The sequence below is a fragment of the Atopobacter sp. AH10 genome (assembly GCF_003664595.1).
Classification (GTDB): Bacteria; Bacillota; Bacilli; order Lactobacillales; family Aerococcaceae; genus Atopobacter.
On record NZ_QXPZ01000021.1, the window covers coordinates 84785 to 100763 of the forward strand.

At 38.0% G+C, this 15979-nt stretch carries 13 protein-coding genes; 6 read left to right on the forward strand and 7 right to left on the reverse strand.

Going from position 1 to position 15979, the window contains the following annotated elements:
• The first annotated feature begins 112 nt into the window (after positions 1-112).
• Entirely contained in the window at positions 113-973 is an 861-nt protein-coding gene (locus tag D3H64_RS05155) for a bifunctional 5,10-methylenetetrahydrofolate dehydrogenase/5,10-methenyltetrahydrofolate cyclohydrolase (RefSeq protein ID WP_121565203.1), read from the forward strand.
• A gap of 100 nt (positions 974-1073) precedes the next feature.
• Here D3H64_RS05155 and D3H64_RS05160 read toward each other — a convergent pair whose 3' ends face one another.
• The 7 genes from D3H64_RS05160 to D3H64_RS05190 form a co-directional block, all read right to left on the reverse strand.
• Positions 1074-1898 carry a carbohydrate ABC transporter permease gene (locus D3H64_RS05160; RefSeq protein WP_121565204.1) on the reverse strand — a complete coding sequence of 275 codons (825 nt, stop codon included), beginning with the start codon at positions 1896-1898 and terminating at the stop codon, positions 1074-1076.
• The gene (locus D3H64_RS05165) at positions 1885-2754 is read right to left on the reverse strand and encodes a carbohydrate ABC transporter permease (protein WP_121565205.1); all 870 of its coding nucleotides are present in this window, start codon (positions 2752-2754) and stop codon (positions 1885-1887) included. The genes D3H64_RS05160 and D3H64_RS05165 overlap by 14 nt, the downstream gene beginning before the upstream one ends.
• Position 2755: 1 nt before the next feature.
• A complete protein-coding gene (locus D3H64_RS05170) occupies positions 2756-3976 on the reverse strand; it encodes a sugar ABC transporter substrate-binding protein (RefSeq protein WP_121565206.1) in 1221 nt (406 codons plus the stop codon).
• A gap of 140 nt (positions 3977-4116) precedes the next feature.
• Positions 4117-5166, reverse strand: a complete 1050-nt coding sequence (locus D3H64_RS05175; RefSeq protein ID WP_121565207.1) for an ABC transporter ATP-binding protein — start codon at positions 5164-5166, stop codon at positions 4117-4119.
• 579 nt (positions 5167-5745) lie between these two features.
• Positions 5746-6483, reverse strand: coding sequence for a YggS family pyridoxal phosphate-dependent enzyme (locus D3H64_RS05180; protein WP_121565208.1), 738 nt, complete (start codon positions 6481-6483; stop codon positions 5746-5748).
• 171 nt (positions 6484-6654) lie between these two features.
• Positions 6655-7860 carry a peptidase T gene (gene pepT / locus D3H64_RS05185; RefSeq protein ID WP_121565217.1) on the reverse strand — a complete coding sequence of 402 codons (1206 nt, stop codon included), beginning with the start codon at positions 7858-7860 and terminating at the stop codon, positions 6655-6657.
• 279 nt (positions 7861-8139) lie between these two features.
• On the reverse strand, positions 8140-9660 hold the full coding sequence (locus tag D3H64_RS05190) for a YfcC family protein (RefSeq protein WP_121565209.1): 1521 nt from the start codon (positions 9658-9660) through the stop codon (positions 8140-8142).
• A gap of 651 nt (positions 9661-10311) precedes the next feature.
• Between D3H64_RS05190 and D3H64_RS05195 the strand changes: the two genes are divergently transcribed.
• The 5 genes from D3H64_RS05195 to metA all read left to right on the forward strand — a co-directional run bounded on the left by D3H64_RS05195 (position 10312) and on the right by metA (position 15937).
• Positions 10312-10779, forward strand: coding sequence for a hypothetical protein (locus D3H64_RS05195; RefSeq protein ID WP_121565210.1), 468 nt, complete (start codon positions 10312-10314; stop codon positions 10777-10779).
• Between the two features lie 224 nt (positions 10780-11003).
• A complete protein-coding gene (locus D3H64_RS05200) occupies positions 11004-11975 on the forward strand; it encodes a hypothetical protein (RefSeq protein WP_121565211.1) in 972 nt (323 codons plus the stop codon).
• Between the two features lie 18 nt (positions 11976-11993).
• Positions 11994-13082, forward strand: a complete 1089-nt coding sequence (locus D3H64_RS05205; RefSeq protein ID WP_199700141.1) for a histidinol-phosphate transaminase — start codon at positions 11994-11996, stop codon at positions 13080-13082.
• Between the two features lie 382 nt (positions 13083-13464).
• Positions 13465-13866 carry a hypothetical protein gene (locus D3H64_RS05210; protein WP_121565212.1) on the forward strand — a complete coding sequence of 134 codons (402 nt, stop codon included), beginning with the start codon at positions 13465-13467 and terminating at the stop codon, positions 13864-13866.
• Between the two features lie 550 nt (positions 13867-14416).
• Positions 14417-15937: a homoserine O-succinyltransferase gene (gene metA, locus D3H64_RS05215; protein ID WP_121565213.1), complete on the forward strand. Its 1521-nt coding sequence runs from the start codon at positions 14417-14419 to the stop codon at positions 15935-15937.
• Positions 15938-15979: the final 42 nt, after the last annotated feature.

Here is a 15979-nt window from a genome sequence, read left to right on the forward strand (position 1 = left end):
ATAAGCCGATAATTCTTCATTTGTGAAATAGAATTTGTTACATTGGACAATGTAATGTTTTGATCACATGATTAGCTATATGAAAAGATGTAATAATAATGGAGGAGAAGCGATGAGCAAAATTCTAGATGGTAAAGAAGTAGCCAAAGCCATTAAGGTCAAGGTGAAAGAGGAAGCATTAGCCCTAAAAGAAAAAGGCATATATCCCAAATTAGTTGTGCTACGAGTAGGTGAAAGTAAAGCTTCAATGACCTATGAAAGAATGGCCATCAAGGTAATGCGGTCTGTTGGAATAGTAGCAGAAGCGTTGACACTCCCTGAAGAAGCTACATTAGACGAGCTGTTACAAGCGATTGACGGGCTGAATAAAGATGAAAGTATTCACGGCGTTATCGTTATGCAACCTTTACCAAGTCATATCAGAAGACATGACATTGCGAGTCATTTAGATCCTCAAAAAGATGTGGATGCAATGAACCCAGTTAATTTAGGTTTATTAATGGTAAATGACCCATCTGCAATGGCACCAAGTACAGCGAGGGCAGTGATTGAAATATTAGATCATTACCATTATGAACTTAAAGGGGCTGAGGTCTGTGTGATAGGGTCAAGTCCAGTGGTGGGAAAACCACTTGTTAACTTGTTACTTAATCGTTATGCAACGGTTTCGAATTGCCGCTTTTCGACAAGGGACTGTACCATTCATACCACGAAAGCAGATATTGTTATTTCCGCTACAGGATCTTTGGGCTTAGTTGGACCAGAACATATCACTAAAGGAGCGACTGTGATTGATGTAGGTTTTGGCTATAAAGATGGGAAACCGTGCGGCGATGTCCGTTTTGATGAAGTAGAACCAATTGCCAGTGCAATAACTCCAGTCCCTGGTGGAGTAGGATCTGTCACAACAGCTGTACTAGCCCTTCAAACCATTAAGGCTGCTAAGATGCAAAATGGGATCCTAGAAGCTTAAAGAATAGGTCAAAATATTTTCAATAGAAAAATAGCCGAGGAGATGCTTAGTTTTTTGGAGCAATCCTCGGCTATTTCAGTAAAATTCATTTATTAGGAGATTAGCCTTTCACACCTTGCTGACTAAGGCCACGAATCAAATGCTTTTGAATGAAAAGGAAAATCAAAAATGGCGGGAGGCTAGTCAGTACCGAAGCAGCCATTTGTGTTTCCCAAGTGGTTTTATAAAGATCTCTGAAGTCGGTTAGGGCTAGAGAAATCGTTCGTAGATGAGGAGAAGTGATGAAGGTTTTAGCAAACATTAAATCTCCCCAAGAGGCTATAAAGGCAAAAAGTCCAGCTGTCATTATTCCAGGAAAAGCAATAGGAAGAATGATGTGGAATATAGCTTGTAATCGGCTAGAGCCATCCATAAAAGAAGCTTCTTCATAATCGATTGGAATTTGTGAAAAGTAGGCATAAAGAAGCCAAATGGTCATTGGCAATGAAGTGGCAGTAGAGGAGACAATCAAAGCAAATTTTGTGTCTAGGAGATTGAGTTCTCTAAAACAAACATACATTGGCCCGATTAACAAGATGGAACTAAACATTTGAGTTAGTAGCATGGTGAGTAAGAAAATCTTTTTGCCGATAAAGTTGAAGCGAGTGACAGAATAGCTAGCAAGTAGACCGATGATCACACAAAGAATCATTGTTATTGTAGATATTTGCAAACTATTAATAAAAGGAAGCAGGATGGATTTTCGCCCAGTGATGACTTCACGATAGTTTTCAAAGTGAAATTCTTTAAACCACTTAGGTGGCCAAGTAATCAAGTCATTGTAGGTTAATAGTGAAGAATTGATCATCACGAAAATGGGGAATAAAAAGAGGAAAAGCAAGCTAGCGAGAAAGATAGTTTGTAGAATGCTCTTATTTTTTTTCATCGTGTAGCCTCCTTATATAGATCGTTGATAGGATAAGGAGAATAAGCACCGCTATAACGGATAAGCTTGCGCTTGCCCCAAGATTGAAACGGTTGAAGGCCTCTTGGTAAATCTTAATGATCAAGGTTTCTGTAGATCTCATTGGACCACCTTGTGTCAAGATGAAGATGACATTGAAGGAGTTAAAAGTCCATATAGAGACTAAAATAAGGACGGTGATCAAGGATTTTTTCATTTCCGTTAGGGTGATGTCGACAAATTGCCGCCATGGTCCTGCTCCATCCATTTCTGCCGCTTCGTATAGACTTTGAGGGATTTGTTCGAGGCTAGCCAGTAACATGAGGGATACAAGAGAAATTCCTAGCCAGGCATCCACAAAAGCTAGACTATAGAAAGCGGGTATAGGTCGAGCTAAAAAGAGAATAGGCTGCTTGATCAGGTGGAATTTCATTAAGTAGTAATTAATATAACCATATTTACTGTCTAATAACCACTTCCAAAGTGTCGCTACTGCTACTTGAGGGATTGCCCAAGGGACAAGAGTCAAGAAGCGAAAGGTTTTTTTGAAATATCTTTGTCGGTAAAGGAGATAGGCAAAAAGGAAACCTAAGCCCATCTTTAAGGAGACAGTAACAAGCGTATAACGAAAAGTTAAGCTTAAGACTTTATAAAAAGTATCATCTTCAACAATCCTGCGATAATTATCTAAACCAACAAAGCTGGCTTGATTATTTAATAAGTTGATTTGATGGAAGGATTGATAGAAGATGAGCATGATTGGATACCCATATAAAACTATTACCATGACTAAGCATGGTAATAGCAAAATATAGGGCAAAACCCGTTCTTTTTTCATTTTATTTTGTTAATTCCTTTTGGCAGTTATCCAAGGCCTCTTTTGGAGATGCTTCACCAGTTAAAGCTTTTTGAACAGCAGTGATAAAGGATTTGTTGAATTCATCCCAATTTGGTACTTGAGGTTCAGGTGTACCATATTGGATAATATCATACATTGGTTTGTTAAAGTCGCTAGAGTATTTTTTATCTTTACTTTCTTCTTTAAGAATAGGGAACCAACCATATGCTGCAGTCACAACTTTTTGGTTGTCAAGTTGGCTCATAAAGTCTAAGAATTTGTAAGCTTCTTTTTTATGTTTAGACAAAGAACTCATGGCATAAGAGTCGGTTACAATAGTCACGCCTTTTTTCTTTCCTTCTGGTAAGAAAGCTGTAGCATAAGGCGTTTTGTCTTGGTTTTTATCCATGGTTTCTTTTTCCCAACCACCGGAGATAAACATTGCTAAATCAGCGTTAACGAATTGTTTGGATTGGTCACGACGAGAGGTAGAAACTGGATCTGGAATGAATTTCTTTAAGCTGACCAAGTAAGTCAATGTAGCGATATTTTCTTTAGAATTAATGACAAAATCGCCTTTTTTATCGACGATTTGACCGCCACCTTGGTAGATAAAGTTCAAAATTTCGTCTGTTCCAGAAGTAACATCGGTAGGGATGGCAAAACCTTTTTGTTTATCTGTGGTTTGTTCTTGAGCCACTTTCTTTAAGTCTTCCCAAGTTTTTGGAGCTTCTTTAATTAAGTCTTTGCGGTAGAAAAGGCAACGAGAAGATAGAGCCATTGGTAGACCAAATTGTTTCTTGTCCACTTGACCAGTCGCTAGGACATTTTTAATATAGCTATCTTTCTTTTCTTTAGTCATATAAGTAGAAAGATCTTCTAAAGCGCCTAATTCACCAAATTGGCGAAGTGAACGAGAACCCACTAACATCAAGTCAGGAGCTTGTTTAGCTTGATATAATTGAACGATTTTTTCATTGAGTTCATCCCAACCAGCACTGACGATTTTAACTTTGATAGTAGGGTTTTTCTTTTCGAACAAGGCGATTCGAGAATCAAGTTGTTCTTTCAAATAACCTTCTTCATAACCTGGAACCAGCAGTTGGATGGTGGTCTTCTTCGCTGATTTTTCAGCGGCATTTACATTGGCTTTAGCACCACTTAAGAAGAGGGCTAAGACAGCGACTACAGATAAAACAATCGAAAAGATTTTTCTTTTCATGATATTCCTCCTAAAATAATGACTTTTTTTAGAAAATAAGCTTCAAGAAGTAGATGACTCCTTAACCGCTATTTTCTAAGTAGATCAGTTTTAAAGTAGACATAAGAGGGACTCCTTTCTTTAGTGAATGATATAAAAGTCTAATGAATGGAAGATAGCCTTTGACCTGATTGTTGATCGAAATAATAAAGATCAGCTAAATCGAGGTAAAAAGTATGACTTTGTTTCTCTTTTAAAGGAGTCAGTTCGAAATCTCTAATGACAACTTGTTTGCCATTGAGACTAATAAAGACATGATTTTCAGCTCCTAAAGGTTCGATATGGTCGACCATAGCCTCGAATTGAATGTCCTGCCCTTTTTTATGGCAAGAAACTTTTTCAGGACGAAAGCCTAGATCTAAACTGTGCGTTCCACTGCCTAGTTGAGTGTCATTAAAATGGAGAACTTCATCAGAAAAAGAAAGTATATTCATTGGAGGATTGCCGATAAATTCTGCAACAAAACGGTTAGCTGGCTCAGCATAAATTTCTGTAGCTGAGGCAATTTGCATTATTTTGCCATCTTTCATGACGACAATACGATCACCCATCGTCATAGCTTCTGTTTGATCATGGGTGACGTAGATGAAAGTTTTATGTAATTTCTTTTGGAGTTGGACAATTTCTGAGCGCATTTGAACTCTGAGTTTTGCATCTAAATTAGAAAGGGGTTCGTCCATTAAGAAAGCTTTAGGGGTACGAACCATACAACGACCTAGGGCAACTCTTTGTTTTTGCCCACCAGAAAGTTGACCAGGTTTTTTATCTAACTGGTCTTCAATAGAAAGAAGTCGGGCAGCTTGAAGGACTTTGGCTTTCGTTTCTTCTTTAGATAGTTTCCTTAATTCTAAGGGATAGGCCATATTTTCGTAGACTGTTTTATGAGGATAGAGGGCATAGTTTTGGAAGACCATCGCCAAATCACGATCTTTAGGTAATTTATTGTTAGCCTTAACTCCATCAATGAGCAATTGACCAGAACTAATCGATTCTAATCCTGCGATCATGCGTAAGGTGGTTGTCTTTCCGCAACCTGAAGGCCCAACTAGGACGATAAATTCACCGTCTTCAATATCCAGTGAAAAATCTTCGACAGCGTAGTTTTTTTGATCGTATGTTTTTTTGAGATGTTGCAAGCTAATTTTCCCCATAAGGCCTCCTATGATATACAAATAACCCCGATGGATTTCAAGAAATGAAAAAACAATAGTTTACATGAAAATTTTATAATATGTATAAAGTGAATGTCAACGACTATGAGAATATTTTTATTCGATGAAATGAAATATACAAAAGTATAAGGAGTTTTTGCCGGGATGTCATGAAGGGTAGGAGGAAGGAAGATTTATGAGCAAACAAATAGGCGTAGAAAATAAATATCCTTTTATCTATTGAATTTTTAAATAAAAAAAGGAATAGTTTGAGTCGATAAAAAAGTCTAGTTGAAATAAAAGTCAATTTCCCAGATGAGTTTTTTCATTCTGCTTTCTTTTCTCTAACTTCTATGCAAGTAGGATGGATGTGAAGATAAGAAGGGGACAAAAAGAGGAATTCCACAGCTAGAAGAAAAGTCAAAAAGCATGCCAAAGCAATTGTAAGAGGCTGTTGACATGCTTCTTGTGTAGAGCTTTAAGTGGAGATGAACTCTTAGTGTTTTTGCCTTAAGCGCTTGAAATAAAAAAGAAAGGCTAGTGCTTCATTCAAGACTTACCATAGAAGGACTAGATGGCTTAATTTAAGTCTTGGTAAAGATAAGTTCCGACACGAATAATGGTGGAACCCTCCTCTAAAGCTATAGGGTAATCCCGACTCATTCCCATGGATAATTGATTGATTGGACCATTTGGCAAATTTTGGGCGCTCCATTTATCACGGAGTTGCCGTAAACGTCCAAAAATCTGATGCAGATCGTCTTCTTTTGCAGAAATTGGTGCCATGGTCATTAAACCGACGATGCGGATTTTATCGTATTGGCCTAACAAAGGAAAAACCTCTTCTAATTCTTCTGCTTCAAAGCCCGCTTTAGAATCTTCTCCAGAAACATTTACTTCTAGGAAACAATTGATAGGGTGACTGGCTCTCTTTTGGATCTCTTTAGCTAGAGAGAGTCGATCGAGGGAGTGGAGGACATCGATATGATCGATAATCTTTTTGACTTGTCTACTTTGGATTCGACCGATGTAATGCCAAGTGACAGGTAAACCGAAGTTTTTAAAAGCTTGAACTTTGTCGAGGAAAATCTCCACTCTATTTTCACCAAAGTTATGGATGCCTAATTGATAAAGAGCAAGCATCTCAGCTAATCCGACCGTTTTGGTGACGGCTAAGACTTGAGCTGATTGACCCTTGCTATTTTTTTGACCTAGTGTTTGGATATTTTTTTGAATCTGGGTCAGTTTAGGGGCAATAGCCTCTTTACAGCGAGAAACTTCCTCTTGCAATTCTTGAGATGGACTTGTTTGTGTCATTGAAACACCTTCCTTCTTTATCTATTGTAGACGATATGTTAATAAGAACAAAGAGCCCCATAAAAAAACGGTGGCTCTTTTTAGCCACCGAATAGACTAGAGACAAGCTATAGCGTTGCTGAGTGGGCAAAAAACTTAGCAACAAGTAGCTTAATAGCTATCTTTTGTTCTTTATTTAGCGTTCAATTGAACCAATTCTAATAAGGTTTTAACCCCTTTTTCCATACTTGTAACGGAAACAAATTCGAAACGGCCGTGGTAGTTATAGCCACCAGTGAATAAGTTCGGGCATGGCAAACCCTTATAAGATAATTGAGCGCCATCTGTGCCCCCACGGATAGCAACGATTTGAGGGGTGACATCAGCATTTTTCATTGCTTTTTCAGCTAAATCAATAATTTCCATGTGTGGTTCAATCTTTTCACGCATGTTGTAGTAACTGTCTTCAATCTTAATGCTGATGATATTGCCATAGCGTTTGTTCAAGAAATCAACAATATCTTGGAAGTAAGCTTTTTTGCCTTCAAATTTTTCCTTAGAGTGGTCACGGATAATATAGGACATTTCAGCCTCGTCTACAGTTCCTTTGATTTCATCTAGGAGGTAGAAACCCTCATAACCTTCAGTGTATTCAGGCTTTTCATTAACGGGTAGGAGGCGATCAATTTCCATGGCAATTCTCAAGGCGTTAACCATGATATTTTTAGCCGATCCAGGGTGAACATTTTTACCTTGGATATGGATTTCAACTGAAGCGGCGTTGAAGTTTTCATATTCCAATTCACCTTCAGGCCCTCCGTCTACTGTATAGGCAAAATCGGCGTTAAAACCTTCAATATTGAAGCGATCAGCACCACGGCCTATTTCTTCATCTGGTGTAAAGCAAATAGGGATATCACCGTGTTTGATTTCTGGGTGGTTAATGAGATAGTCCAAAGTGGTCATGATGATAGTGATTCCGGCTTTATCATCAGCCCCAAGCAATGTCGTACCATCTGTTGTGACCAATTTGTGACCAATGACGTCCTGTAAGAAAGGAAATTCTTTGACGGTTAAGGCGTATTGATCATTTAGACGAATATCTCCACCCTTATATTCTTCTATAATTTGAGGATTGACGCATTTCCCATTTAGATCCGGAGAGGTATCCATGTGAGAGACAAAGCCAACTGTTGGCACTTTTCTATCCATATTGCCTTTTAATCGAGCGTATACATAGCCATCTTTGTCTTGATAAGCATCTGTTAGGCCTAGTTCGTGAAGTTCTTCCACCAAGGCCTTCCCCAAAACCAATTGACCAGGTGTAGAAGGGCAAGTAGGGCTATCTGGGTCGCTCTTTGTGTCAAAAGAAATATATTTGAGAAAACGGTCTAACATTTTTTCCAATAGGATCGCTTCCTTTCTAAGTTTATTGTTGATTTAGTATAACAAAAAAACAGTAAAATGATAAGGCTTACGGAGAAGAATAAAGGCCGTAAGCCTGCTAATATTGATCGTAAGAAATACTAGTAAAAAAGTGGCCATTAAAAGTTGAAAGATGTAAATGGGCTTAGGTGTCTATTTTTCCTGACTAGCTCCTAGCTTGAGTCGATACAAAAAGAATCTTTAAGCCCAATCAATAGAATCTTGTTTCAATAGAGCTGTATCATGTTAAAACTATAGCATGGTTTGAATGCCGAGCATGACGAGGGCAAGAGCACCGATTGTCATCATGAGAGGTAGAACGAATTTCAACCATTTGTCGTAAGTCACGCCAACCATTTCTAAAGAAGCCAAGATTAAACCAGTTGGAGTGATGAAGGACATCCAGCCTTGACCATAGTTATAAGCGGAAACAACAACATCACGGCTTAAATGTACAGCGTCCGCTAAAGGTGCCATGATTGGCATAGACAAGGTGGCTAGACCAGAAGAAGAAGGAATAAAGATCCCTAGAATAGAGAAGAGGGCGGCTTGGGTAGTAGAGAAGAGGACACTATTCATTCCGTCAACAGCTCTAGAGGTATATTCCAAGAGAGTATCAGAAATCATCCCTTGATCCATGATCATGTTAATCCCACGAGCCACACCAATGATCAAAGCCACACCGACTAAGTCTGCGGCCCCGGCAATAAAAGTATTCACAGCATCTTTTTCAGATAAACCAGATATCGCCATAATGATTAAGCCGGCTGTTAGGAAGACAGCAGATAATTCTTCAAACCACCAGCCACCAATAGAAACACCCCAGATCATTACAGGGAAGGCCAGAGCAAAAATAATGAGAATTAACTTACGACGTGCATCGAATGGCACCACTTTATTTGGATCATAGTTCTTTAAGAAGACCTCTTCGATACGTTCTTTATCAGCGTAGATGAGCGACTTGCTAGGGTCAGCCTTAACCTTTTTAGCATAGCGACCGATGAAGATTAAGGTGACTATTTGAGCGAGAACTAGGCTGACTAAACGAATAGGCATTGCGGAGGCAAAGTTAATCCCTGCGGCGTTAGAAGCAATGACAACGGAGAAGGGGTTGGTTGTGGAGAACATGGTTCCGATGGTTGAACCTAAGTAAATAGCAGCAATCCCGACAAGAGCATCGTAACCAGCTGCTAAGAAGATAGGAAGAAGGATTGGGTAGAAGGCGATAGTTTCTTCAGCCATCCCGTAAGTTGTCCCACCGACAGCAATCAAGCTACAAACAATAACAACTAACATAAATTCATGACCTTTAGTCTTACGAGAAAGAGCAGCCATAGCCGCATCAAAGGCTCCTGATTTGTTCACTACACCAATAACCCCACCAAGGATGAGAACAAAAACGATGATACCAACACTATCTCCAATCCCTGAAATAGGAGCTAAGATGAAGGAAGCAAAGCCTTGAGGTTTTTGCTCTATCCGTTTATAAGTCCCTGGAATCGCAATAGGTTTACGAATAGCGCCTTCTTTAAAGCTCTTTAAAGGGATATTGATATGGTATTTGTCTAAGGTTTTTTGAGAGGCTTTTTCAGTCTTTGTGGATCCGTCGATGGCGGTCACTTGAAATTGACCGTCCTCTGTATAGGTTAAACGCTCGAATGAACCAGCAGGGACGACCCATGTTAAGACAGCGGCTAAAACGAGTACCATGAACAGTACGGTAAAGGCTGTCGGAAAACTGCGTTTCTTCTTAGCTTTTTCACTTGTTGCCATAGAAATTCCTCCTTTTTGATCACTTAAAATGGCCACAAGTTAATTATAACGCTTTCAAGTATTGAATTATAGAGGGAGGAGTTAGGAAAATTACAAAAAATATCGTTACGTTCAATTTTTAAGAAATTCCTTATGGTTTATATAGAGAATTAAGGGGAAAAGAGAGGATAGTAAAAGCGCAGAAGTTTTCTTTGTGGATAAAGGGGCAAATAAACTGAAAATTTGTTCTTTATATTGCCATCTAGCGTTAAGCTTCCTTTTCTATATAAAAGTAGAATCAGATAGAAAGGAAAATAGTTGGCAAGAATAGATGAGCACAATAGATATAGTTAATAATATATAATGAGCTAAGAGGATTGATGAGACAAGACAATAGCCAAAAGGCAACATATGATTTAAAGAAAGAGAATAAGAAGAATAGACAAGGGATAGAGCCTTAGTTTCAAATGAACAACAATAAAATACTATGAGAAAAAAATAGTAAGCAAGTGGGATGAAGGGAATTTTCCTATCGCATGAAATACAGGAGAAAACGGATAGTTTGAGGGTTTAGCTAGTCTAGAGTAGAGGGCGTTCTTTGTGGTATAATGACTCTAAGTGGTTGTATGATGCCCCTTATCCTAGATTCTTAGAATGAAATGAGGGAGAATAATGAACGAAATTCACGCAGAAAAAGATGTAGCAGTTGATGGTGAAACGGCTTGGGTGGCTTTAACACACTTTAATGAATGGGTGGAAGAAATAGAATTAGTCGATAGGATTGAATATGATAAAACACCAATCTTTTGCTATGTCGGGCGGAACTATAAACTTCATATGCCTGAAGGCTTCCCAATAAAGTACAGAATTTCTATGTTAGATCGAAAAAACTTAGAAATACATATCGAAGGTCATGCTTCTATCTTTAAAAATGAATTAATTTGTAAAATTATTCCATTGGGGGATCGGAAGTGTCGCTTGATTCGCCAACAAATTTATGAAGGCTTACCGGGTTCTTTGTTTAAATCTTTCTTTAGTAAGCGTGAAAAGTCCGAAGGCCAACAATATGTTGAAGCCTGGGCAAGATATGCAAGGAAGTTAGACAAAGAAAGATACGATAAAGACAGTCATTCTAAATAATAAAGCATACTGGTCTTCTTTATATTCTTTTAAGAGGATGACGGGACTTAACTTTCTATTGGAGAGCTAAGCCTAGCCTAGTATGTAAGCGTTATGTTTTTGTTGAGTTCAATGGAGAAAGCTAGTTAATGAATTGACCAGTCTTTTAGGAGTCTATGAGATCTATAAAAAGCTGCTTGTGGGAAATTTTTCAGTCAGCTTAAGCTGTATAAGGAGTTGAGAGGATGTCCTATGAAAAAAATAGAAGATATCTTCAGTGGATCGAGGTAAAAGAAAAGATCAAAAGGATTTTTAAGTCAAGATCAAGGGGACAACTAAGCCCTGCTCACTCGAACTTGCAAATCACTAGTGGTCTAAGGGAACTGCTAGGGAGGAATGGGAAAACATTTTGGAAGAAAATAAGGCATCTTGGCCTAAAAGTTTTAGCTCCGGTTCTTGGCTTAACCCTTGTTATTTTCTGCCATGTATTGTCTTTAATGGGCATTGGAGAGTTTTCAACGCCAATCAAGATATTTAATCAACAGCCTAATGTTTTTTGCCCAGCTGACTATACTTGGACTTTGTGGGCTTTAGTTTTCTTATCTGTGGGGAGAAGTCTATATTATCGTTACCGTTATCGAGAGGACTATTACTTCGTCCATCTCTATGACAAGTTATATTTTGCCCTTAATCTCCTGTGGATGCTTTGCCACATTGTTTGGTTAGTTTTCTTGTGTAAGGATCATTTACTTCTTTCCTTTGTTTTCTTATGTGGCTACTTAGTTTGCGTGAGTTTAATGGCCTTTCGACAAGCAGATTCTGTTATGATGCAACAATTTCAATATGAGATAGGCTATGCTATAGGTCTCCATGCAGCTTGGGTTTTAGTTGTGCTATTAATACAATTATCAACTTTGATGGGAAGATTTGGCGTTTCTGGTATTGGATTGATTGGTATTCTCTGGGCAGTTATCTTTTCAGCCATTGGACTAGCGATTAGTTATTATTTTTATCGAAATTATCATAATGTGGCCATGGTTATTCCAATGAGCTGGACTTTACTAGGCATAGCTTTAAAAGAACGGCAAGGCAGTTCATTTAACCAGAGCGAACCATTCATGGCTTTTATTGCTTTGGCTTTTTTATTGGCTTTCTTAACTTATGTTTTACAGATAGAATTAACCAATTATCGCCGTAAACGTAGCAAGAGCTATTAGTTGAAGGGAGTAAGAATTATGCGTCAACATGGAGCGAATGTGTTTGAATTGGCTAGTCAATATGGTTTTCCCTTGCAAGATATTAGGGATTTTTCTTCTAATATTTCTCCTTACGGACCGCCTAAAAAAGCCATGACACAGCTCAAGAATAATCTCCATTTAGTGACAACTTATCCTGACCCTAGCTATCAGGCCTTAACTCAATCAATTACAGAGTATATTGGGGTAGATGCAAGGCAAATCGTTTTATCGAGTGGGACAACCCCTTTGTTGAAAGAGGCTATCCAGCTTTTGCATCCACGACATGCGCTTTTGTTAGAACCTTGTTACAGTGAATATGCCTATGAATTAAAACGCTTGGGCATTTCTATCTCAATATTCCCTTTAAAGGCCGAAAACAATTTTGAAATAGATGTGGAGGCCTTGATTAGCCTGCTTAAGGAACAAAAGATTGATTTTTTAGTCTTTGCTAATCCTAATAATCCAACGGGGAGTATAGTGACAAGGGAAGCTATAAAGAAGATTCTTATAGAAACGTCCACTTTTATTTTAGTAGATGAAACTTACAATGAATTTACAGATCCTTCCCTTTATTCGGCAATTGAATTAGTGCATTCTTTCGAGCAATTACTGGTTGTTCGAGGGGTTAGTAAATTTTATGCTTGCCCAGGTATTCGTTTAGGTTATGGCGTGACGGGGAATTATTCTTTATTAAAATGTCTCAAAGCTAATTCAACTTTATGGGAGATTAACATTTTTGCTGATGTGATGGGACAATCTTTGTATAGTGATAGAGGCTATCAAATGGAAACACGAGAAAAAACAGCTGAGGAACGTCTGTATATGATGGAACGATTGAGCCGGCTGGATGGTCTAAGAGTTTTTCCGTCTGCAGGAAATTTCATCCTATGCCGTTTAGAGAACGGATATAAGGCAGAAGAACTGCGAGAGCATTTATTAAAAGAAGCTCTTGTGATTCGAGATTGTTCGAGTTTTGAGCACTTGACAGCAAGTGATTTCCGCTTTTGCCTCCTTTCACATGCTGACAATGTCAAGTTAGCAGACGCTATTGAAAGTTTTCTCTTGGATAAAGCAAAAGAAGTTTAAAATGAAGGATTTATATTGGCAAAAGCAAAAGAAGTTTAAAATGAAGACCACCTCCAAAAAACGGATGCCATCCAATTTTTAGGAGGTGTTGTTTATTTCAAGAGAGGTCTTTCTAAAATAGCAATAGAACAATAGATTGATTAAGAATTTTCTATAAATGCTTATAGCCTTATGGTAAACTTAAAAGCATCTAGTTAGTCTTTTGGAATGCAAAAAAATAGCTGAATGATCGTCTCATTTTGATGAGGAATAGATCGTTAACGGTTTATCACAGACTGATAGTCAAATATGATAGGAGCTTGTTGGCTTAGCTTTGACTAAGTATATGGAGCTATCGTTTGAAGGAGAAGGGTCAAGATTAGGACAGCATTGGGGGAATAGGATGGACAAAGAAAAAAGGGATAAGTGGGGGAGATCCTTTCAGAAGGACACGCCATCATGGGGAGAAGAGAGGCCTTGCTCTTGTAGTGATGAAGAGGAAGAAATGGATGAAGAAGAAAAGACTTTTAGCTTTTTTCGATGGGCAAAATGGCTAAAATCGCTTTTACTGGCACGTAAGTTTTTAGTGCTACTGATTGCCTTACTAGCGGTTTTAAATATTGTCTTTTACTGTGTCTTGGAAGATGTAGAATTTGAAAGGACCTTATTAGAAGAGGATTACGAGATTCTCTTAAAGCATGATGAAAAGATAGAGAAGGCTTACCGCAAATTAGTCAAAGAGCACAAAGAATACAAGGAAAAAATGGCACCATATGAGAAACAGTTAGAAGGCCAAAGAAATTAAAAGAAGCCTAGTCTCTCCTTTCATTTATCGCTTGATAGCTTAAAGAGACAGATGGAAACTTTTGAAAGATTAATCGTCTTGAAAAAAACGATGAGAAAAGCGTTATTTCATTGACAAATAAGTATTTTCAAGGTACAATGACGGCAATTGTTATAGAAAAAAGTGAAAGAAGAGTAACTGTTCAAAAGGCAAATAGAGAGCTTCGTTAGGGTGAAAGAAGTGGAATTTTGAACAGTGAAGATGGCCTTTTTAAAATGAGTCACTGAATAGTTAAGTGACTACGGGATGCCCGTTATAGCATAGAGTATTATGGAATACTCATAGAGTTTATTATTGAGAAATAGTAAAAAATTAAGGTGGTACCGCGAGTCTTCGTCCTTATCGGATGGAGGCTCTTTTTTTATTTGAAATAAGTAATATCTAAGAGTTAAAAAATATAAGACGCTTTAAGCTTGAAACGGTTGAAAAATATTTCAGGCTAGTAGATTTTGCTTGTTTCAGTTATATACCAGATCGCAAAATGAAGGGATAGTTTTAGGAGGGGGATTTTATGCCAGTTATTCTTCCAGAAAATTTGATAGATACAACGGAATTGCTACGTCGTCAAATTTTTGCTATAGATCAAGAACGAGCTCATACACAAGATATAAGACCTTTGCGGATAGCTATTGTGAATTTGATGCCTAATAAGGAAGAAACTGAACTTCAGCTCTTGCAGCTTTTGTCTGGTCATGCTCTGCAAATTGAAGTGGATTTTATACGGACGGAAACCTATCAAAGTAAGCATGCAGATTTGAAACGTTTGGGACGATATTATCGGACTTATCAAGATATTAAAGATGAAAAATATGACGGCATGATTATTACTGGGGCTCCATTAGAGCGTTTCTCCTACGATGACATAGCTTATTGGAAAGAATTAGAGCAGCTTTTTGAATATGCTCGTAGCCATGTGTATTCTACGATATTTATTTGTTGGGCTGCACAAGCTGCTCTTCATTACTATTACAATATCCATCATTTGTTAGAAACAGAGAAGATTTTTGGGATCTATCCCTTTAAGAAAATTGCCGAAAGTCCCTTGCTTTATGGAATGGATGATATCTTTTATATTCCACAATCCCGCTACACCCGTATTGAAGCCGATCAATTAGAAGCTGTTCCTGATTTGGATATTCTGGCGACAAGTCCTGAAACTGGAGTGGTGCTAGCAGCGACACAAGATCAACGATTTATTTTCTCTTTGGGGCACCTGGAATATGATAAGGAAACTTTACATCGGGAATATGTTCGTGATCTAGAGAAAAACTTACCTATAAAGCCTCCTATTCATTATTATCGGAAAGTTGGGCAAGCCGATTCTATTGACATGTTGTGGAAGTCTACAGCAAGTTTATTTTTCGGTAATTGGGTCAATTATGCGGTTTACCAAAACACCCCTTACCAATTAAAAGAATTGGAAGTGAAATCTGTAGCCAAATTTGGTGGATCTTCTCTTTCTGATGCCAATCAATTTCGTAAGGTAAAGAAGATTATTGAAGGAGAAGAAAATCGGCAAATTGTTGTGGTTTCAGCCCCTGGCAAACGCAATCCTCTTGATGTGAAGGTAACGGATCTCTTAATTAATGTCGATCAAGCCAATCAACATAAGAGAGAGATTGAAGAAGAGATTAGCCAATTACAAAAAAAGGTCAACGGCATAGAAAATGATCGTAACCAAAGTTTAGAACGTATTCACCAACGATTCCTAGAGATCATCCAAAGTTTATCTTTGGATAGTTCATTGGATGATGTGGTCAAAGATTGTTTAGAAAAAGTCAAAGTATCGGATTCCTATGACTATATTTTGAGTCGAGGAGAATACTTAAATGCCCAACTATTGGCGAATTATTTACATTATGATTTTGTGGATGCGCAAGATCTCATCGTCTTTGATGGCGATAAAGTCGATTTGCCTCGTTCCTATGAATTGATTAATCAGCATATTCAAGCGAAGCAAAAAGTAGTTGTTCCAGGTTTTTATGGGAGCCGAGATGGAAAAGTTAAGGTCTTTTGGTGGATTTTAGAATGAACTTAGCCACTCAATTGTGAAAAAAAAAGACGCCATGTAAAT

Bases quoted from the DNA above. Each gene is read 5' to 3' on its own strand.
- D3H64_RS05165 (WP_121565205.1), bottom strand. From the start codon at position 2,754: ATGAAAAAAGAACGGGTTTTGCCCTATATTTTGCTATTACCATGCTTA.
- metA (WP_121565213.1), top strand. From the start codon at position 14,417: ATGCCAGTTATTCTTCCAGAAAATTTGATAGATACAACGGAATTGCTA.
- D3H64_RS05160 (WP_121565204.1), bottom strand. From the start codon at position 1,898: ATGAAAAAAAATAAGAGCATTCTACAAACTATCTTTCTCGCTAGCTTG.
- D3H64_RS05205 (WP_199700141.1), top strand. From the start codon at position 11,994: ATGCGTCAACATGGAGCGAATGTGTTTGAATTGGCTAGTCAATATGGT.
- D3H64_RS05180 (WP_121565208.1), bottom strand. From the start codon at position 6,483: ATGACACAAACAAGTCCATCTCAAGAATTGCAAGAGGAAGTTTCTCGC.
- D3H64_RS05195 (WP_121565210.1), top strand. From the start codon at position 10,312: ATGAACGAAATTCACGCAGAAAAAGATGTAGCAGTTGATGGTGAAACG.
- D3H64_RS05175 (WP_121565207.1), bottom strand. From the start codon at position 5,166: ATGGGGAAAATTAGCTTGCAACATCTCAAAAAAACATACGATCAAAAA.
- pepT (WP_121565217.1), bottom strand. From the start codon at position 7,860: ATGTTAGACCGTTTTCTCAAATATATTTCTTTTGACACAAAGAGCGAC.
- D3H64_RS05170 (WP_121565206.1), bottom strand. From the start codon at position 3,976: ATGAAAAGAAAAATCTTTTCGATTGTTTTATCTGTAGTCGCTGTCTTA.
- D3H64_RS05190 (WP_121565209.1), bottom strand. From the start codon at position 9,660: ATGGCAACAAGTGAAAAAGCTAAGAAGAAACGCAGTTTTCCGACAGCC.
- D3H64_RS05200 (WP_121565211.1), top strand. From the start codon at position 11,004: ATGTCCTATGAAAAAAATAGAAGATATCTTCAGTGGATCGAGGTAAAA.
- D3H64_RS05210 (WP_121565212.1), top strand. From the start codon at position 13,465: ATGGACAAAGAAAAAAGGGATAAGTGGGGGAGATCCTTTCAGAAGGAC.
- D3H64_RS05155 (WP_121565203.1), top strand. From the start codon at position 113: ATGAGCAAAATTCTAGATGGTAAAGAAGTAGCCAAAGCCATTAAGGTC.